This window comes from Streptomyces sp. NBC_00414 (genome assembly GCF_036038375.1).
GTDB lineage: Bacteria > Actinomycetota > Actinomycetes > Streptomycetales > Streptomycetaceae > Streptomyces.
In genome coordinates this window covers 10,263,789-10,283,072 of record NZ_CP107935.1, presented here as the reverse complement: position 1 = coordinate 10,283,072, position 19,284 = coordinate 10,263,789, and the positions used below count along the sequence as shown (strand labels likewise).

Below are 19,284 nucleotides of genomic sequence, written 5' to 3'. Positions count from 1 at the left end.
CCCTCACGCGAAGAAGCGCGAAGGAACAGACGGCCCCGTGGCCGTTCGCCAGGAGACGCGACCCGTCAGGAGACGCGGTGCACCTTGTGCTGGGCCGCCTGCGCCCGCGGGCGCACCACCAGCAGGTCGATGTTGACGTGCGAGGGCCGGGTCACCGCAAAGGCCACCACATCGGCGACGTCCCCGGCGACCAGCGGGAAGGGCACCCCCGCATAGACTGCATCGGCCTTCTCGCTGCTGCCGCGGTAGCGGTTGAGGGAGAACTCCTCGGTGTGCACCATGCCGGGTGCGATCTCGATGACCCGCAACGGCTGACCGCACGCCTCCAGGCGCAGTGTCTCCGCCAGCACGTGGGCTCCGTGCTTGGCGGCGCTGTAACCGCCGCCGCCCTCGTAATTGGTGAAGGAGGCGGTGGAGGTCAGTACGACGACCACGCCGTCGCCGCTGGCGACCAGCAGGGGCAGCAGCGACTGGGTCATGTGGAGCGCGCCCACGACGTTCACGTCGTACATGCGCTGCCAGTCGGCCGGATCGGCCTGGGCGATCTCCTCGGTCCCGTACGCGCCGCCCGCGATGTTGACCAGCACGTCACAGGATTCGAGCTGTCCGGCGAACGCGGTCACGGCCTCGCGGTCGGTCACGTCGAGCGGATGGACCTTCGCCGTCCCGCCGTCGGAGTGCACCTGCTTGGCAACGGCTTCCAGCCGGTCCGCTCTGCGTGCCGTGAGCACCACGGTGTAGCCCTGGCGGGCCAGTTCCCGCGCGGTGGCCGCGCCGATGCCGCTGCTTGCTCCGGTGATCACAGCCGTACGCGACTGAGTGGGCTCTGCCATCAAACGGTCCCCCACGCCCTTGATTTGACGGTTATCTAAACAGGTGATCTTGGCATCCTGTTGAACGAGTGTCAACATAGACGCATGTCGAAGCTTCAGGAGAAGGTGGCCGCGCTCCCGGCCGAGCGGTGCTGCCCAGCCCTGACCGAGAGGGAACTCACGGCGGAAGAGGCCGAACTCACCGCCGCCATGTTCAAAGCCCTGGGCGACCCGGTGCGGCTGCGCCTGTTCTCGAAGGTGGCTTCGCACCCGGACAGTGAGGCCTGCGTCTGCGACATCGCCGACGTCGGCGTTTCACAGCCGACCGTCTCCCACCACCTGAAGAAGCTCAAGGAGGCAGGCCTGCTGACCTCCGAGCGGCGCGGAACGTGGGTCTACTACCGGGTCGAGCCGTCGGTGCTGGCCGCCATGGGGCATCTGCTGACGCCGACGCCTGCGTCCGCCCAGGTGGCCTGACTCTCCTCACCCGCCACCCCGGCAGTACCTGCAGCCTCGGCGACGGGTGCCGCGCCTCGCAGACCCTTTCGCCGACGATCCGGCGCGTCATCCGTCGCGACTGTGCACAAGCTCGACAGCAGGCGCTGGGCGACTGGCCCTTCCAGTCGGGTCGAAGGTTTACCGTCGGCCGTATGGCGACCTACCGCATCTCGCAGCTGGCCGAGCGCTCCGGTGTACCAGCGACGACGCTTCGCTACTACGAGGGCGCCGGTCCGCTGTCTGCAGATCGGACTCCGGCCGGCTACCGGGTGTACGGCGAGGCGGCGGTCGAGCGGCTGGGGTTCATCGGTGCGGCCAAGCACCTGGGGCTGCGGCTGGAGGAGATCGTCGAGCTGCTCGCGGTATGGGAGGCCGGTACCTGCAGTGAGGTGAAGGCCGATCTGCGACCGCGTCTCCGTGCACGTCTGACCGACGCCGAGGCCCGTGCCGCCGAGCTGGCCGCGTTCACCGCCTCACTGCACACGGCCCTGAAACGCTTGGACGCACTGCCCGACCGCGCGAGCCCCTGTGATCCGCAATGCGGCTTCCTCTCGCCCGTGGCGTCCGGCAGCAGCCGTCCACGGGTGGATGTAGCGCTCTCTCCCAGTCGTCAGGCTGCCGAGTCCGAGGCTTGGCGCACGGCGCCGGTGGCCTGTTCCCTGACCGGCGAGGGCCTGGCCGAACGGACCGCGCAGTGGCGCGAGGCGGTCGACGGTGCCGTGCGGGCCGCGGTGCCGGACGGGCTGCGGCTGACGTTGCCCGTCGAGCGGACCTCGCGGATCGCGGAACTGGCCGCGGCCGAGCAGCAGTGCTGCCCGGCAGAACGCTCCGGGCCGGTTCTGCTCGTCGACGTATCAGGTGGCCCTGCGGCAGGCGTAGATGGCGCCTACGGCCGCATCCGGCCCGCAGCCGGTACCGGAAGACACGGACAGGGACGGCCCCTCGCAGAAATGGGGGCCGGTTCAGGGCCCCGGACCCCGGCTCCTGACCCTCCCTACCCCCCTCCGGAAGGTCAGGAGCCGGGGGAGGAACGCTGCGCACCCTGGTCGGCTACTGCCTCAGCCGGCTTCGCGCGGGGATGCCCCGTACCCTCCACCTGACGGGTACGGGGCATGCAGCCGCACGAGATCATTTACCAGCACATCTCCAACACATGCGCGTTGCTCCGGCAGATCAGGACGGCGCCGAGATCTACGGCCCCTACATCAACGAAGACCTCGTCGGACAAGCCCTGAAGGGCCGCCGCGACCAGGTCGTGCTGGCCACCAAGTTCGGCATGACCGACCACGGCGGCGCCGGCATCTGGAACCTGAATTCCAGCCCCGCCAACATCCGCACCTCGGTCGAGGGATTCCTGAAGCGGCTGGGCACCGACGACATCGACCTGTACTACCAGCACCGCGTCGACCCGCACACCCCCATCGAGGAGACCGCCGGCGCTGTCGCCGAGCTGTTCGCCGAGGGCAAGGTCCGCCACTTCGGACTCTCCGAAGCCGGCCCCGACACCATCCGCCGCGCACACGCCGTCCACCCCGTCACCGCCGTGCAGTCCGAGTACTCGCTGTGGACCCGCGGCATCGAGGACCGCGTCCTGCCGGTCCTGCGCGAACTGGGCATCGGCCTGGTGCCGTTCTCCCCGCTCGGGCACGGTTTCCTCACCGGCACCGTACGCAACGAGAACGACTTCGAAGAAGGCGACTTCCGCCGCGGCAACCCCCGCTTCACCGGCGAGAACTTCCAGCGCAACCTCACCCTCGCCGACGAAGTCCAGGCCATCGCCACCCACGTCGGCGCCACGCCCGCCCAGGTCGCCATCGCGAGGCTCCTCGCCCAAGGCGATGGTTCTGTAGGGGTGTGGACAGAGGATCGCCGTGGACGGATGCGAGGTCGGCTTCGGCGACGTCGTACAGCTTGGTGTTGGTGTGCTGTGACACGTACACCAGGAGCTCCCACGCGTCGTCCGCGGTGCAGGACCTTAGACGGTCACAACGACGCCGCGGGCCAGGTCGATGACCGGCCGCCGTGCGAGTGCCTCGTGCAGCTGTGGCCACTCTCTGGAGCGTCGGGAGCGAAGTAGCCCTCTCGGCTGGTCATCGGTTGGGCGGTCGCGCTGCTCAGGCGGTGGACCATCCTCCGTCGCTGGGCAGAATCGCGCCGTTGATGTTCGCGGACTCGGTGCTCAGGAGCCACGTGATGGCAGAGGCCAGTTGCTCAGGCTGGACGGGCGTCGGAAGGGTCGATTTCATGATTGGACCTACTCGGCCGGCGGCGAACTCCGATTGCATTGTGGCTTGGATGTTGGTGATGACGGGGCCTGGTGCCACAGCGTTCGCTCGGATGCCCTGAGGGCCGTAGTAGAAAGCAACGCTCTTGGTGTACCCGACCAGGGCGTGCTTCGAAGCGGTGTAGGCGGCGCCCGAGGCGGAGGCGCGGAAGGCCGCTTCGGAAGCGACGTTGACGATCGCGCCGCGGCCGGCGGCGATCATGGCGGGGAGTACCGCGCGGGTGAGGCGCATGGGGGCGGTGAGGTTGACGTTCATCACGCGGTCCCAGGTCGCGTCGTCCACCTCTGCCGGGGGCAGGAAGCCGTCCATGATGCCGGCGACGTTTGCCAGACCGTCGACCCGGCGGTCGGCTGCTTCGAGCGTTTGGTCGATCACCGTGTCGTGGGTGATGTCTCCGGCGACGGTGACGAGTTCGGTGCCGCTGAGATCTGAGGTCAGGGTCTCAAGGGCTGTGGGATCGATGTCGGTGGCGACGACCTTGCCGCCCTCCCGGACGATGCGTGCGGCTGTGGCTCGTCCGATGCCGGATCCTGCCCCGGTGACGATGACGGTCCTGCCGTGGAACCGGCCGGCGTGTTCGGTGGTGGTCACAGATTCTCCGTTTCGATGTCGCCTCGGAATGTGAGGGCCTCCTCGCCAATGCCGAGAGCATCGAGCAGGACACCGAGCGCCGCGTCGACATCAGCCTGCGCGCGACTGACCCAGACGAAGACATCCCGACGGGAGCCACCCTCCAGTCGACTGAGCGCGAAGTCGATCTTCTGGATGCGGAAGATCGCCGCATCCACCGGGCCCGGGTCCTCCCCACCGCGTTCGATGCTGAACCGCAGCCGCGCGGCCAGAACGTCCAAGGACGGTGATGGCCCGTCAACCAGGCAGAAGGACCTCGCCGTGCACTCCCACATGCTGGCCTGGAAGGCCGGGTTTCGCTTGCCGCCCCGGTACTCCGGCGCGTCCCAGTCCAACTCAGGCCCAGGAACCCTCAACCCCCGCCATACGCCCTCCCCCTCCCATTGCTGAGCTGCGACACATCACTCTAGGAGCCCGGCCCCTGACGTCACAGTTCGTCAACCCGGCGAACGAATGCGGTCGCAGGGCTAGCGGCCGGGAACTCGCTTTCGCCCGGTCCGCGTCGGCCGCGGCATTCTCGACGGCTGCGGTGGAGGTACCCCAACAGCAGCCCCCCCCGGAGGGGATCGAGCACCTCTTCGCCCCGCCTCGGGCCGACAGGCCAGGGAGAGACAAGGCCGACCTGAGGCCGGCCTCGTGGACAGCACTTTGCCGGAACGGCAACAACAGTGGCGTGAGCGGAACGCGATGGACAACGGTGGGGCCATGGCTGACAACACCCCTCGATCGCCCGCGTCCGACACTCCCTTCTCCTCCGACGGATACGCCGGAGATCCTGCGGTACGGGCGGAGTGGGACAAGCGGTACGCCGACCGCCGGCAGCTGTGGAGCGGCCGGCCCAACGGCGCACTCGTGGCTGAGGTGGCCTCACTCGCGCCCGGACGTGTGCTCGACGTAGGTTGCGGCGAGGGCGCGGACGCCGTCTGGCTGGCACGCCACGGCTGGGACGTCACCGCGCTCGAAGTCTCGGGAGTGGCGCTGGAGCGGGCAGCGGGGCATGCACGGGACGCGGGCCTCACCGTTCGCTGGGTCCATGGCGCACTGGCGGAAGCGGCACTCCCGTCGGCCTCCTTCGACCTGGTCTCCGCGCAGTACCCGGCCTTGTTGCGCACCCCCGACGCCGCAGCCGAGCGAGCCCTGCTCGCGGCTGTCGCCCCAGGCGGCGTGCTGCTGCTCGTGCATCACGCGGGAATGGATACCCCGCAGGCGGACAACAGCGAGTTCGACCCGGCCGACTACGTCTGGCCCTCGATGGTCGCCGCCCTGCTCGACGACGACTGGAAGGTGGAGGTGGACGAACAGCGGCCACGGACGGCACCTGACGGTGGCGCCGGCGCTCACCACACCGACGACGTGGTGCTCCGGGCACGTCGACTGCGCTGACGGCCCCGTACGCGGGGACGATCCGGCCCTGCCGGTCTGCATGATGTCGCGACAGCCGGTTCAGCACAGCGTCCCCCACTCGTCCGCCCAGAACACTCCTTTGCCAAAAGGAATATCGGGTGTGATGCGCTGAGGACTGCGCCCCGACCAGCGGACACTTCCAAGCAGGGTCGTAACAGCGTTGCGCGGCCCAGCACCCCGCGCCGGGGTGCTGGGCCGACAGGCAGGCAGCGGGCGGCGAGCTGCGCCCGGCCGTGTCCTCGGGCTACAGAGCGTGGGTCAGTCGATCGTTCAACAGGCGGGTGAAGCGGGCCGGGTCGGGCAGGTCGCCGCCTTCGGCGAGCAGTGCGCTGCCGTAGATGACCTCAGCGATCTCCGCCAAAGCGGGATCGTCGGCGTTGGCCTCGTGCGCCGTGCGCAGAGCGGTGATCAGCGGATGTACGGCGTTGAGTTCCAGGGTCCGCTTGACGGTAGGCATCTGCTGTCCCATCGCGCGGTACATCTTCTCCAGCGTCGGGGTCATGTCGTGGGCGTCCCCGACGATGCATGCCGCCGAGGTGGTCAGACGCAACGACAGGCGCACCTGCTTGACGTGCTCGGACAGCGTGGTGGTCAGCCAGCGCAGCAGGGCGGCGTAGTCCTGCTCGCGCTGAGCCTGTTCGGCGGACCGATCGCCTTCGGCCGGCTCGTCGAGGTCGACCTGGCCCTTGGCGATGGACTGGAGAGGGTGTCCGTCGAAGGCCGGGACCCGGTCGGCCCAGACCTCGTCGACGGGGTCGGTGAGGATCAGGACCTCGTAGCCCTTGGCGGCGAGAGCTTCCATGTGGGGGGAGTTCTCCACCGTCGCGCGGGTTTCGCCCGTCAGGTAGTAGATCGCCTCCTGGCCGTCCTTCATGCGCTCGACGTATTCGCGCAGGGTGGTGGTCTTCTGCGGATCGTCCGTGGAGGCGGCCGACACCAGTTCCAGCAGCGCCTCGGTGTTGTCCGTGTCCTCGATCAGTCCTTCCTTCAGCACCCGTCCGAACTGCGCCCAGAGTTTCGTGTAGCGCTCGCCGTCGTTCGCCTGCATGGTTTTGATCGCGCCGAGGACTTTCTTGACCAGGCGTCGACGTACGCCGCGGATCTGGCGGTCCTGCTGCAGGATCTCGCGGGAGATGTTCAACGACAGGTCGTGGGCGTCCACGACGCCCTTGACGAAGCGCAGGTAGTTCGGCATCAGCGCTTCACAGTCGTCCATGATGAAGACACGTTTGACGTACAGCTGCACCCCGCGCTTGGTCTCCTGGGAGAACAGGTCGAACGGTGCTTGGGAGGGGAGGAACAGGAGCGCCTCGTACTCGAATGTTCCTTCGGCGCGCATGTGGATGGTTTCGGCAGGGTCGAGCCAGTCCTGGCTGATCTGCTTGTAGAACTCGTTGTACTCCTCCTGGGTGACCTCGGCGCGCGGTCGCGCCCACAGGGCCTTCATCGAATTGAGGGTGTCGACACCGGGGTCGGCGGATCCGTCGGTGTCAGTGCGCTCGCCGGCCATCCGGATCGGCCAGCGGATGAAGTCCGAATACCGCTTGACGATCTGGCGGATCTTCGACTCGGACAGATAGTCGGCCAGGTCGTCCTCGCTGTCGGCGGGCTTGAGGTGCACAGTGACGGCGGTGCCCACGGGAAGGCCGTCGACGCTCTGGATCGTGTAGGCGCCCTCGCCGTCGGACTCCCACCGGGTGCCGGTATCGTCGCCTGCCCGCCGGGTGAGCAGGGTGACCTTGTCGGCGACCATGAAGGCGGAGTAGAAGCCGACACCGAACTGCCCGATCAGGCTCTCGGCGGTGGCTGCGTCCTTGGACTGCTTGATCTTCTCCATCAGGCCGGCGGTGCCGGACTTGGCGATCGTGCCGATCAGCTCCACGAGATCGTCCCGGCTCATGCCGATCCCGTTGTCACGGACGGTAAGTGTGCGGGCGTCCTTGTCGGCCTCCAGCGAGATGTGCAGGTCGGCGGGGCCGGCCTCGGTGAGGCTGGAGTCGGTCAGCGATTCCAGCCTCAGCTTGTCCAGTGCGTCCGAGGCGTTCGAGATCAGCTCGCGCAGGAAGATGTCCTTGTTCGAGTAGATCGAATGAATGACCAGTCGGAGCAACTGGCGTGTCTCGGCCTGGAATTCCAGTGTCTCGACACTGCTGTCCATGCGGGAACCTCTCCTTGGGAATCAACGGGAACCTCATGAAAATACGGGACTGGGCCGGGACGGATCACAGCGCGTCGGTGGCGTGGCTCACAGACCGGCCCTGCTGCGTCCGTGCCCCTGGCTCTCGGTGATGGGGGTCAGGCATCGTCCGTCACTGGCGCCGTGAGCAGGTCGTCGAGGGTGACCAGGGCGGGACCGGGACGGGATCGGGACGGTGTGGCGGTCATCGAGGTAGGGGCGGAGGCCCGCGAGGTGCCGATGAGCTCGGCAGCGTCGGTGGCGTACAGGGCGGCGTGCAGGGCGGTCCTGGCCGGGAGGGCTTCGGGCGCAGTCGGGTGCGCCCGGCGAGATGTCCGGCGAGGCGGCGCAGGTCGGCGACGTTGAAGCGGGCCCAGGTGGTGGAGCGTTCGGCGGCTCGGGTCCGGGGGGTGACCATCACGGGCTGTTCGAGGACAGGGCTGTCCAGGCCAGGACGGCCCCGTACACAACGGTGTTCGACAGCCTGACGGCCGACGACGCCAAAGGGGCGCGCGAGGTCGGGCCAGCCGGCGTCCGCATCACGGGCGGTTTTACTCAAGCCGGTGTCCCGCCCGGCGAGTTGCTCGCGCACCTGCCGCTGCAGCATCAGGAAGGCCAGCGCCTGCTCGGGCTCGGGCTCGGGCTCGGGCCGAGGGCATTCTCGGTGTCCCGAGACTCCCGCTGGGCGCCGAGTAGAGCGTCGTCCATGGCATGCAGGGCCGCTGCGGCGGAGAGGAAAGACGCCGGACTGGTACCCGTTCTCGCTGGACACGGATGGTCGGCCGGCCGCGGTCACAGGCTCCTCCCCCGGGCTGCCATCGTGTAGATGACAACATATTTGTCATCTGACGGATGACATGTCGGCGGTGTTGTCGACCCGTCCCACGGCCACAGATGATGTTCATGCCGGACGAGTCCATGAAGGACACGGCCGAGAGCTCCAGCAGGCCACGGCGACAGTGACCGTGACGGCGCAGGGGAACCCCATCCGCAACTGCGGAAAGCTGTCCGGGCCAGGCGTTGGTGGCGGCGCTCCTGGCGGACGGTGCGGGGGCCGTCCAGCGCGAGGACGCGGCGGCCGGCGTGGTTGACCAGTACGTCGATCCGATCGTGTACTCCGAGGCAGAGCCGGACGGCTCGAGCAACCTGATCGCGGCCTGTGACGGCGCAATGCACCGCGATCGCGCCCGAGAGTTCCGCGGCCGCCTCCTTGATCCTCACTCCACGGTGAGCGGCCGGACGACTCGGACACCCGCGCGCCGTCGCCCGGGCTGTCGCGGCGCAGATGCCGGCTGAGGCTCCAGTGACCAGGCCCACCGCTCCGGCAAGGTGCGTGGAATCACCGTCAGGCGGCGCGCGCCGTCCGCGCGCCGCGTCCGCTGGTCGGGGCTGTCCAATTCTGCCGCGCTGAGAGGTTTCGCCGAGGGTTGCTCAGGCGGGCTCTTCGACGGAGTGCGAGTCGGTGAGGGTGGCGGCGCCTCCCGCCGCGACCAGGCCGACGATCACTGCCAGTACGGCGTAGGTGATCCGCTCGCCGTGGAAGAACGAGTGCACGAGGCTGCTGCTCCACACGCCTGCGGGGAGCCGGGTGGTGACCAGGGCGGCGATCAGGGTGCCGACCATGGCCGTGCCGACACTGGTTCCGACTTCCTGGGCGGTGTCGTTGAGCGCCGTGCCGATCGAGGTGCGGTTTTCCGGCATCGACTCGACCAGGGCGATGGCGCAGATCGTCATGACGGTGCGCAGCCCGATGGTCATCACGACCATGCACACAGCGATGGCTGCGTACCCGTGGTCGACGCCCCAGGCGAGGCCGGCCAGCGCGCCGGCCAGGCAGGCGGCGCCGACCATGCAGGCGATGCGGTGACCGAACCTCTTCGCGAGCCATTCCGACAGAGGTGTCGCGGCGATCATGGTCACGATGATCGGCAGGTTCGCCAGCCCTGCCCGCACGGGGCTCCACCCGTAGGCGTACTGGAAATGGAGGATGAGCCCGAACATCACGCCGGCCATCGCGATGGACGTGCCGATCTGAGCGATGGCCGCGCCGCGGACAGTTCCACTGGAAAAGATCGTGAGGTCCAGCATGGGTGCTTTGCTGCGGCGCTCGTGCCGGACGAACGCGATACCCGCGGCCACGGCGCCGAGGATTGACACGGTCGTGGTGGTGGAGAGCCATCCGTGCTCGACGCCGCTGGTCAGCGTGTAACAGGCCAGGCCGATGGTGAGCACGCTCAGGACGGCGGCGGGCAGGTCGAGCCGGTCCTTGGTCAGGTCGTCGGGCCGGTCGGCGGCGACGCCGAGTCGCACGCCGATGGCCGCGATCAGCGCGATCGGCGCGTTGACGAGCAGGAGCCACTGCCAGCCGGCGTGGGCGAGTGCGGTACCCCCCAGCAGAGGCCCGAGGACGAACCCGGACATGCCGACGATGATCATCAAGGTCATCGCACGCATGCGCAGCGCCTGGTCCTCGAACAACCTGAAGACGAGCGAGTTGGTGATGGGCGCCATGGCCGCGGCGGCCATGCCGAGTCCGGCCCTCAGGGCGATGAGCTGCCCGGCGGAGTCGACGGCGACGACGCACAGGCTCAGCAGGCCGAACACGGCGAGGCCGATCAGCAGCACGCGTCGGCGTCCGAAGCGATCGGCTATGGATCCCGCCGTCAGCAGGAGGCCGCCGAACGTCAGCGAATAGGCGCCGGTGACCCATTGCAGGGCGGTGGTGCCACTGCCCAGATCACGGCCGATCGTGGGCAACGCGATCGACAGCAGCGTGTTGTCGACCATTTCGACGAAGAAGGCCAGGCAGAGTGCGGCCAGCGGGATCCATGCCGCGCGGAGCGACGGATAGGTACGGGAGACAACGGGCTCGGTGGTCGCGGTCATGGCCGGCCTCCTTCCAGAGCGTCGCCGCACATCGGGCGACGCCCGATGTGGAACGCGATTCGATGAACGAACGTTGTTCGATGATAGAACGTGGTTCTACGGTAGAACGCCGTTCGATGTCATGCAAGCTGTGATTGGATGAGAGCTATGACACCCCCGCGAACACGCTCCGCCGAAGGACCTCCCCGAGGACGCAGGCGCGCTTCGCACTCGATGGAGGCCGTCCTCACCGCGGCCGTGGCCCTGCTCGACGAGGCAGGCGGATCGGCTCTGACGTTCCGCGCCCTCGCCACCCGGCTCGGCACGGGCGTCGGCACCATCTACTGGTACGTCTCGAACAAGGACGAGCTCCTCGACCGCGCCACCGACCACGCGATCGGCGGGGTCCTGACTGTCGTCGAGGAGCAGCCCGACAGCGAGGATCCGATCGCTGACCTGCGCGCTATGGCCATCACCCTGTTCGACGCGATCGTGGATCGGCCGTGGCTGTCGGCCTACTTCATGCGTAACACCGACATCCAGGGCAACTCGTTGCGGTTGTACGAGAAGCTCGGTGAGCAGACCCTGCGCCTGGACCTCACACCCCGGCAGCGGTTCCACGCCGTCTCGGCGATCACGGGCGTCGTGGTCGGCACGGCTGCGGACCTGGGCGTGGAAGTGCCGCAGGAGCTGCTCGACGGTTCCGTGGACCGCGACGCGTTCCTCGGCCGCTTCGCCGAGACATGGCGCTCACTCGACGCCACGAACTTCCCGTTCGTGCACCAGATCGCCGACGAGTTCGCGGAGCACGACGACCGAGACCAGTTCATCGCCGCTCTGGACCTGACCCTTGAGGGTCTCCGCCTTCAAGCCGGAAGTCGACCTCGAAACTGCTGACACCAGCCGCTCCACTCATCCGCCGCGCATCCCGAACCGCCGACAGAAAGATGCGCGAACGGAGCATCGCGCTGCGTGCGGCGCATCCAGAAAACGATGCGATCCCTTTCGACGCCCCGTCACCCGCTCACCGTCCCGCAGCCGACACACCGTGTGGAACCCAGAACAAGCTGCAAGAAGGCGGCAGAGAGCACTCCCGTGCTCGTCTGTCCGGTACGTGCAGCGCTGGGGCAGTGAAACCCGGGACCCGATTCGACAACACCCGACGCAGGGCCAGGCAACCGGGTGCAGAGCGTCTCCAGGACGCCATGGACAGTGCGTGAGCCTGTAAAGCGCGAACCCGGCGGACGGCTGGACTCGATCGTCAGGCTGCGTGACAGAAGGAACAGCAGGATGCACACGGTGAACTGACCATGCGGGTGTGGCTGCCGTGGCCCCTGCTGGGTATTCTCCCGAGCGTCCCAGCACCCAGGCCGTCCGTGCTCACTCACACCGGTGATGCTTCCTCTTACCCACCCTTGGAGCCCTTTGCTCCTGGTGCGTCGAGAGGCGGTGGGCGCAGCCGATGTGGCTACACCATGAGCTCTCCCCCAGGCGTCCTTGCACGCGCTTGCTCAGGTGGGCGGTGCTGCGGGCTCGGCCGATCTTCACGCGAGGAGCGGGCCCGGCGAAGTCCAGGACGTACAGGCGCGCGCCGTGGGGACGGGTGCCGAAGTCACGCCGCCGCGAGATCTCTCCCCTGTGTCACCGCCCGGCTGGGGGATCGCGTCGAGGCGCCCCCTTGCCGGTGGAGCACGCGGCGGCCGTCGTCGGCGAGTTCATCGAAGCCGGCGACCCGGCCGACCCCCTGCTGGTGACTGACGTGCCCGCGCCTGGCTCCTGGGCCTGCTCAGCGCCGGGCACACTCCCGCGCAGCGGTGGGCGGTCGACTGCGTCGTCCAGGCGCACGCCTACGCCCAGCCGGGCCTTGCCGCACAGGTTCGGGGCTTCACCCGTTTTCCCGGCCGCGTGGAATCGACAGCAGTTCGCGGCCCCGCTCAGGTGTCAGCAGCGGACGGAGGAGGGGATCGGCCACCCAGCCCAGCGGCGCGAGATGATCCGGCCCCAGCGGCTCCCACAGGGGCAGCGCGTCCCGCAGCGTGTTCCATGCCGCGTCGGTGTCCGCCCGTCGCGCCTGTTCCCGTGCCCGCTCGACCGCCTGCCCGAACGGCCCGGCCGCCGTGTACCGGTACGTACCGTCCCGCACCTGTTCCAGCGTCGCGTACGCAAGTGACACCAGATCCTCGGCGGCCCCCTGCAGATGGAACATCAGCGTGGAGTCGTCCCGATACCGGTGCTCCGCATGTTCGGCGACCAGCACCGGAAGCAACTCGGGCGCGTACTGCGGATCCGTCACCAAATCCTGGAAGTACACCGTGTAGGTCTGCCCGAGGAGTCGGCGTATCTGATCCCCCAGACCGGTGGCCCGGGGTCTGCCGTACGCCCTGGCCTCATCCAGTGCTTTCACGGCCCGTTCCCAGTCGCCGCGCAGCGCATCGAGACGGGCCTGCTCCACGACGGCGTCCATCTCTCGCGTGGTTTCATTGGCGAACAGCGGGGCCCCGTCGGCGGGCCGCGCGTGCAGGCTGTGGAACTCCCGGAACATGTCCCGCATGAACTCGTAGAAGCTCGTGTACCGCTCGGGCGCCTCCGCTCGCCAGCTCGCCCACGTATACACGGCCCACTCACCGTCCTCCCCCACGTCCCCGGGGTCCAGAAGGACGTACGTGATGTCGGATGCAACGTCGAGTTGCAGCCCGCGCCGCCAGATGTCGGCCTCCTGCCGTTCCTCGGGGCCGGCATCCTCGTCCTGGTATTCCTCGAACATGTCGGCGAGGCCCGACTCGTTGTCGTGCCAGTGCGCCGCCGTCGTCCCCGCCAGTAGGGACACGAAGCCGCCGGCATGCCGCCACCCGTCACTCACCTTGAGGAACTCCCGGTACGAAGGGGGCATCCGCCGTCCGAGACGCTCCTCCATGGCCGCGATGAGCTCCTCGGACGCGGGCGGGAATCCCAGCCACCGTCCCTGCCGAGCGGCTTCGTCGCCCGCGCTCAGCGTCTTGCCGATCGGCACGGAATCCGCCCACTCTCCGCTCCATCTGAGCAGAAAGGGACGCCAGTTGAACGTTATGGGGATGGTCATGCGTCCGATGCTGCCATCCGCCACTGACAGTGCCGTGCGGGCCGCAACCAGGAGGACAACGCGCCACCATGCAGCTCGCACTGGCACCGTCGACAGACGCGACCACCTATGTCGACACCAACAGCCCCAGCGCCGATCCCGGCCCGGTCGTCATCGCCTGTTACGCCCAGCGCGTCACCTCCGTATGCTCAGCCTCGCTGAGTACCGGTTCTGACTTGTGTCGGCCCGGCCGCGGCTCGTCCGCCAGTCCCACCGTCCGCCGGCCAGCGAACCGTGAGCGCTACTTGCGTACCGTGTCCGTGGATACTCTGAAGTCCGCTGGCACACGCGTGTTTGACGCGCCTTCCGCGCAGGCCGCAACACAACGATCCGGGCCCGCTCCACCACACGAGCCGGGACGTGCCACACAAGGCCGCCGTACCTCATGTGTGATGAACTGTGGCCCGGTTTCGAGACGTTGATCTCGTCTCGAACAAGAGAGTGGGAGGGACCATGGACCTTGGTGGGGGGACGTGGCGGCGACTGACCGCCGTGGTGCTCGTCATGGCGGTGGCGGCCGGGTGTACGGGGCAGGGCGAAGGCGCGGGCGGCGGAAACGACGAAGACCTGCTGCGGAACCACGACTGGACGCAGATGCCGGGCACCACCGCGCGGAACGACATCCTGCGGGTCAGCGCATCGGATCGGCGCATCGTGGAGCAGGACTCCTCCGGCGGGCAGCCCAATCCCCCGCTGAACCTGGCCGGCCCGCATCTCAGGTCCGGTGGCGACTTCACCGTCACCGCGCGCATGTCCGGTGTGGGTGACGATGGCGGCGACTCATGGCTGCGGCTGTACGGGCGGGTGCCGGTCATCTACGACGAGTGGCGGCAGGAGCGGCCCTCACTTCGCGTCGGCGTGACCGCCGACGGACAAGTGAGCGTACAGATATGGGACGGCGAGGGCGATGAGCCGGCCACCTCCAAGGATTTCGACTGCGGCTGCTCCGGGACGGTGACGCTCGCCGTGTCGAGCATCGGTGACACCTTCCGCGTGAAGGCCGACGGGCGGCAGCTGGGAACCGTGCAGGACCCGGGGGTGTTCGCCGAGGGCACTGTCTGGTTCGGTCTGGAGGCGGACGCGGGCGACGACGAGCACCGCGAGGGATGGCGTCTGACGCAGCTGATCGCGCGGGCAGAGAGCGGTGACTCGCTCCGCGTGATCAAGGCGCCGCAGCTACGCCAGGAGCAGTCCGACGACTCGCTGCGTGCGCGGGCCGCAGACGTGGGGCGGCCGTTCGACGTCGGCACCGCCCTGGCCGAGAACCCTCTGCTCACCGACTCACGCTACCGGGCGCTCGCGGGGAGCCAGTTCTCCATGCTCACTCCCGAGAACGCGTTCAAGCCACAGTTCCTCCACCCACGCCGGGGCGCCTACGACTTCCGCGACGCGGACCTGCTCGTACGCTTCGCCCGCGCGAACGACATGAAGGTGCACGCGCACACCCTCGTCTGGCACGAGGCTCTGCCCAACTGGATGCGGGAGAACGACGACCCCGAGGAGGTGCGCCGGACCATGCTCCGGCACATCGCCATGGTCGCCGGGCACTTCAAGGGAAAGGTCGCGGAATGGGATGTGGTCAACGAGCCCATGTCCGACGACGAGGAGAGCTACACCAACGGGGATCTCGGTCTGCGCTCCGAGCAGAGCCCGTGGTTCGAGGCCATGGGCGAGGAGTACATAGACGAGGCGTTCAGGGCCGCCCACCGGGCCGATCCGAAGGCACGGCTGTTCCTCAACGAGTACGGGGTCGAGGAGGAAGGCGAGCGGTGGGACGCCCTTTACGATCTGGTCACGCGGCTCAAGGAACGCGGCGTACCGATCGACGGCGTGGGTTTCCAGAACCATGAGTACGCACCCGGCGACCGCATCGACCCGGAGACATTCCGCAGCCATGTGCGGGATCTGGCGGAGCTCGGGGTTCAGGCGCGGGTGTCGGAGATGGACGTCCCCATAGGTGAGGACGAGGAGGACGGGCGGCAGACCCAGGCTGATGAGATGGCGGGCAAGCTGCGGGTCTGCCTGGAGGAGCCGAACTGCACATCTTTCTCCACATGGGGATTCACCGACCGGTACGGTTCCACCGCCGACACCAAGATCTATCCTCCGCGCACGGCCGATTCCCTGCCGTGGGACGCGGCCCTGCGGCCGAAGCTGGCGTACGAGCGCCTGCTTGAGGCCTTTGCGTGAAGAGGTACGCCCCTGGCAGCCGATCATCCTCCCGATTGGCAGCTGACGGCAGCAGCTTGGTCACTCCACGACAGCCATGATCACTACGGCCGCCCGGACCGAGCTGCAAACGCCCCTCCCGGCTGAGACTCACCCAGTGCCACCACCGCACCCATTCACATCCACCGTATGATTGCGGGAGGGCACCAACGTGCCGTCCACGATCGCACGGTGGCCGAGCAGTCGTAGAACGATCGGTACTCCACCAATCACCAGGTCGTCATCGATGCCGGCACTCGCCTGGCCGTTGTGGTCGGACAGGACGCTGCCGGGCAACCGAAACGACCACTATTGCCGACGATGCGACCCACTGCCACATGATCTCAACGGTGCTTTGGTCGTGCATCCGTCTGGGAACGCCCCTCCATGGGGCGGCAGTTCACCGGCGGTGAAACTGCCACCCGCACCAAGGTGATCAAGGCTCACAGCCCTCGCATCCAGGCGGGCCACGGTTACGTCATCGCCGTCATCTGGGAAGAGGACTCCTGCTCGGGGCCCAGGGAGGTCAATGGCGCGGGCTGGGCGAAGGATCCACCGTCCCCTACGACAACGGCAAGATCGGCGCTGGCGAACTGGAAGGCCGGGCGCACAACGCGGCGCAGGCCCGCCAGGTCCTGGACGAGGGCGATCCCAACATCGGCCTGAAGGATGAGCTGGCCGGCAGGGACACGACGTCTCTTGCATCAGCGCGCCGGGCGGCCGTCCCGGAAGCGCCCACGCAGGCTGCTCAGGGGCCCAGAGCAGCCACCTGCGACTGAATTCTGCCGCTCGGCGGAACGGGCGGGCCGGCTTCCTTCTCCCCGCCCTCTGCCCTCTGCCCTCTGCCCTCTGCCCTCTGCCCTCTGCCCTCTGCCCATGGTTGTTCGGAGGGCGGCGTGGTGCAGAACGCCCTGGTGATCGAGGAAACGGTTGCCCTGGACGGGGACGGCTCCGTCATCGCCGAAGCGCGCCGGCGTGCGGCCGACTTCCTCACCCGGGTGCAGTCCGAGTACGGGCTGCCGGTGTCCGCCCGTGCGGTGGATCTGACGCGGCTGGTGGTCAGCGAGCTGGTCACCAATGCCCGCAAGTACGCCCCCGGCCCGGCCCTGATGGAACTGCGCATCGCCGGGGACGCGGTGGAAGTAGCGGTGTGGGACAGCGACCCCGTCCTGCCGGTGGCCCGCGCCGCGGATGCGGGCAGAGTCGGCCAGCACGGCCTGTAGATCGTGATGGCCGTCGCGCAGGGCTTCGAGGTGCAGCAGGAACCGGTCGGCAAACGCGTCACCGTCCGCATCGCCCTGCTGGACGACCCGGGCGGCGCTGTCAGCGGACGCCACCCCCAATAGCGGGGGCCTTTGTCCGACTGGTTGGTCGGATGGTGGTTTCGTGGCGTCGATCGAGCGGACGGCGTGTCCGCGGGTGAAACACGCAGTGCCGGTGAAACACGCGTTGCCTGCACGGGAGTTGCCCACCTCGGCAGCACGAATCCGGGAGGCAACGGTGCTGCCCCGGCTTCGAGGCCGCGTCAGCGGCAGGCTGGAGAGGGCATGGAGGGTGGCCGTGCAGGGTTCGGCCGTTCAGCGGCTCCGGTCGACGCGGTCGACGAAGTCGCCGACCGCGGTGGCGAAGGCGGCGGGCGCCTCCTGCGCGACGAAATGCCCGACGTCCGGGATCGTGACCGCGGTGACGTCGCCGGCGACCTGGCGCATCGTCCGCCCGGTGAAGGGGGCGTTGATGCCGTCGACGGCGAGCACGGGAACGGTCAGCGGCCGCGACTCGGCCAGTACCCGCATCCGGTCGCCGCCGGTCAGGGAGGAACGGTAGAGCCCCTCGGTGCCGCGCCAGCCGCCCGGCCGCGCGTAGGTGCGGGCGAACTCGTCGAGGTCGGCCTCGGTGACCCCGCCCGGCACCATCGTCATCACCGAGACGGCCCAGTCGAGCATCACTCGCTCACGGCCGGCCAGCAACAGCTCCGGAATTCCCGGGGCGGCCAGGAATCCCACGTGCCAGGAGCCGCCGTTCCTCACGTCGGCCAGCATCTCCCAGCCGTACCCCGGAAGGGTGGTCTCGACGCCGGTGAAGCTGAGGACGTCGCCGGGGTGCGTGGCCGCGAACGCGAAGACCGGCCCGCCGCTGACGTCCTGGCAGGTCACGTGCACGGGCCCGACGCCGAGGTGGGCGACCAGCCGGTGCAGGTCCTCCGCCATGGTGGCCAAGTCGTGGTCGCCGTCGGCGATGCCGGAGTCGCCGAAGCCTCGCAGGTCGACGGCGAACACCCGGTGGGTGGCGGCGAGCAGCGGGATGACGTCGCGGAAGGCCCACCAGGTCTCCGGCCAGCCGTGCACCAGCAGGATCGGGGAGCCGGTGTCGCCCGCCGAGACGTAGTGCAACGTGGTGCCGTCGACCTCGGCGGTGTGGTGCGTGACGCCCGCCACGGCGGGCGAGGCGGTCACGAAAGAGCTGGTCATGCGGTGACTCCCAAGATAGACAATCAGGTTGACTGTAGTGGTGGTCAACCTGGTTGTCCAGGTCAAGGACGATCTAGACTGTGGTCATGTCCTCACGATCCGGCGCCGATCTCGCCCTGCTGCTCCTGGGCAGCTATCGCAATTTGGTGGACGAGGTGGTCCGGGAGCTGGCGACCCGGGGGTACCCCGACGCCCGGCCGTCGCACGAGTACGCGATCCGGGCCATCCGAGCCGGCGCCGACAGCGCCTCGGACTTGGCCCGCAGACTCGCCATCACCAAACAGGCCGCGGCGAAGACAATCGCCGCGCTCGTAGAACGCGGGTACGTCACCACCGAGACCGACCCCGCCGACAGCCGCCGCAAGAACATCCGGATCACCGATCACGGGATCGGGCTGATCACCACGGGCACGGCGATCTTCGACGAGGTGCGGGCCCGCTGGGAAGTGCGTCTGGGCGCCGCCGAACTCGCCGAGCTGGAAACGCAGCTCGCCCAGTTCGTCGGCAACTCGCCCATCAACCTCGACGCTCCGGGCTGGGCAGCAGGACAGGAACTGCGCTAGCGGTCAACCGAGGACCACGGTCGGCCGGTCGGCGGCGTTTTCGGGACCGCCGGAGACATCGGCGGGGCCGAGGAATTCGCGTTTGTACAACCGCTTCACGCCACCGGAATGCCGGCCCACCTGCTCATGCCCGAGCTGGCCACCCGGACGGTCCCGCCGGGGGTAGTCGGCATTCCAGCTTGTTTCGGCTCCACGTGGATGGGCTCGTCGTCGTGTGGGTGGGCGTGGTGTCGTCGTAGGTTTGGGAGCACCGGGCC

The 19,284-nt window shown here is 68.5% G+C and carries 14 protein-coding genes and 3 pseudogenes; 9 read left to right on the top strand and 8 right to left on the bottom strand.

What is annotated here, in order from left to right; genetic code table 11:
• Positions 1–65: 65 nt before the first annotated feature.
• Positions 66–833 (bottom strand): SDR family oxidoreductase, encoded by a 768-nt coding sequence (locus OHS59_RS44070; RefSeq protein ID WP_328498961.1) that lies wholly within the window; start codon positions 831–833, stop codon positions 66–68.
• 84 nt (positions 834–917) lie between these two features.
• Between OHS59_RS44070 and OHS59_RS44065 the strand changes: the two genes are divergently transcribed.
• The 3 genes from OHS59_RS44065 (at position 918) to OHS59_RS44055 (ending at position 3,387) form a co-directional block, all read left to right on the top strand.
• Complete coding sequence (locus OHS59_RS44065; protein ID WP_107019784.1) at positions 918–1,289, top strand: ArsR/SmtB family transcription factor; 372 nt, start codon at positions 918–920, stop codon at positions 1,287–1,289.
• Between the two features lie 173 nt (positions 1,290–1,462).
• Positions 1,463–2,410 carry a MerR family transcriptional regulator gene (locus OHS59_RS44060; RefSeq protein WP_328498960.1) on the top strand — a complete coding sequence of 316 codons (948 nt, stop codon included), beginning with the start codon at positions 1,463–1,465 and terminating at the stop codon, positions 2,408–2,410.
• Positions 2,389–3,387 carry an aldo/keto reductase gene (locus OHS59_RS44055; protein ID WP_443061604.1) on the top strand — a complete coding sequence of 333 codons (999 nt, stop codon included), beginning with the start codon at positions 2,389–2,391 and terminating at the stop codon, positions 3,385–3,387. Before OHS59_RS44060 ends, OHS59_RS44055 begins: the two co-directional genes overlap by 22 nt.
• 37 nt (positions 3,388–3,424) lie before the next feature.
• Here OHS59_RS44055 and OHS59_RS44050 read toward each other — a convergent pair whose 3' ends face one another.
• Positions 3,425–4,186, bottom strand: coding sequence for an SDR family NAD(P)-dependent oxidoreductase (locus tag OHS59_RS44050; RefSeq protein WP_328498958.1), 762 nt, complete (start codon positions 4,184–4,186; stop codon positions 3,425–3,427).
• Complete coding sequence (locus tag OHS59_RS44045; RefSeq protein WP_328498957.1) at positions 4,183–4,446, bottom strand: hypothetical protein; 264 nt, start codon at positions 4,444–4,446, stop codon at positions 4,183–4,185. Before OHS59_RS44045 ends, OHS59_RS44050 begins: the two co-directional genes overlap by 4 nt.
• Before the next feature lie 484 nt (positions 4,447–4,930).
• Here OHS59_RS44045 and OHS59_RS44040 point away from each other — a divergent pair, with 484 nt between their 5' ends.
• Positions 4,931–5,608: a class I SAM-dependent methyltransferase gene (locus OHS59_RS44040; protein WP_328498956.1), complete on the top strand. Its 678-nt coding sequence runs from the start codon at positions 4,931–4,933 to the stop codon at positions 5,606–5,608.
• Positions 5,609–5,873: 265 nt separating this feature from the next.
• Here the strand turns inward: OHS59_RS44040 and htpG are convergent, their stop codons facing one another.
• The 3 genes from htpG to OHS59_RS44025 all read right to left on the bottom strand — a co-directional run bounded on the left by htpG (position 5,874) and on the right by OHS59_RS44025 (position 10,691).
• A complete protein-coding gene (htpG, locus tag OHS59_RS44035) occupies positions 5,874–7,787 on the bottom strand; it encodes a molecular chaperone HtpG (RefSeq protein ID WP_328498955.1) in 1,914 nt (637 codons plus the stop codon).
• 810 nt (positions 7,788–8,597) lie between these two features.
• Complete coding sequence (locus tag OHS59_RS44030) at positions 8,598–9,122, bottom strand: SDR family NAD(P)-dependent oxidoreductase (protein WP_328498954.1); 525 nt, start codon at positions 9,120–9,122, stop codon at positions 8,598–8,600.
• Positions 9,123–9,236: 114 nt separating this feature from the next.
• A complete protein-coding gene (locus tag OHS59_RS44025; protein WP_328498953.1) occupies positions 9,237–10,691 on the bottom strand; it encodes an MFS transporter in 1,455 nt (484 codons plus the stop codon).
• A gap of 213 nt (positions 10,692–10,904) precedes the next feature.
• Here OHS59_RS44025 and OHS59_RS44020 point away from each other — a divergent pair, with 213 nt between their 5' ends.
• The gene (locus tag OHS59_RS44020) at positions 10,905–11,567 is read left to right on the top strand and encodes a TetR/AcrR family transcriptional regulator (protein ID WP_328498952.1); all 663 of its coding nucleotides are present in this window, start codon (positions 10,905–10,907) and stop codon (positions 11,565–11,567) included.
• A gap of 991 nt (positions 11,568–12,558) precedes the next feature.
• Here the strand turns inward: OHS59_RS44020 and OHS59_RS44015 are convergent.
• Positions 12,559–13,749: pseudogene (locus tag OHS59_RS44015) on the bottom strand (SMI1/KNR4 family protein); the annotation flags it as partial.
• Positions 13,750–14,241: 492 nt separating this feature from the next.
• On the opposite strand from OHS59_RS44015, the gene OHS59_RS44010 reads away from it, so the two are divergent.
• The 3 genes and pseudogenes from OHS59_RS44010 (at position 14,242) to OHS59_RS44000 (ending at position 17,342) form a co-directional block, all read left to right on the top strand.
• Positions 14,242–15,978, top strand: a complete 1,737-nt coding sequence (locus tag OHS59_RS44010) for an endo-1,4-beta-xylanase (protein WP_328498951.1) — start codon at positions 14,242–14,244, stop codon at positions 15,976–15,978.
• 201 nt (positions 15,979–16,179) lie between these two features.
• Positions 16,180–16,303 (top strand): annotated as a pseudogene (locus OHS59_RS44005) (IS5/IS1182 family transposase); the annotation flags it as partial.
• Between the two features lie 592 nt (positions 16,304–16,895).
• Positions 16,896–17,342: pseudogene (locus OHS59_RS44000) on the top strand (ATP-binding protein).
• A 231-nt stretch (positions 17,343–17,573) separates the two neighbouring features.
• On the opposite strand, the gene OHS59_RS43995 reads toward OHS59_RS44000, so the two are convergent.
• The gene (locus tag OHS59_RS43995) at positions 17,574–18,464 is read right to left on the bottom strand and encodes an alpha/beta fold hydrolase (protein ID WP_328498950.1); all 891 of its coding nucleotides are present in this window, start codon (positions 18,462–18,464) and stop codon (positions 17,574–17,576) included.
• Positions 18,465–18,550: 86 nt separating this feature from the next.
• Here OHS59_RS43995 and OHS59_RS43990 point away from each other — a divergent pair, with 86 nt between their 5' ends.
• Complete coding sequence (locus tag OHS59_RS43990; protein WP_328498949.1) at positions 18,551–19,027, top strand: MarR family winged helix-turn-helix transcriptional regulator; 477 nt, start codon at positions 18,551–18,553, stop codon at positions 19,025–19,027.
• Positions 19,028–19,284: the final 257 nt, after the last annotated feature.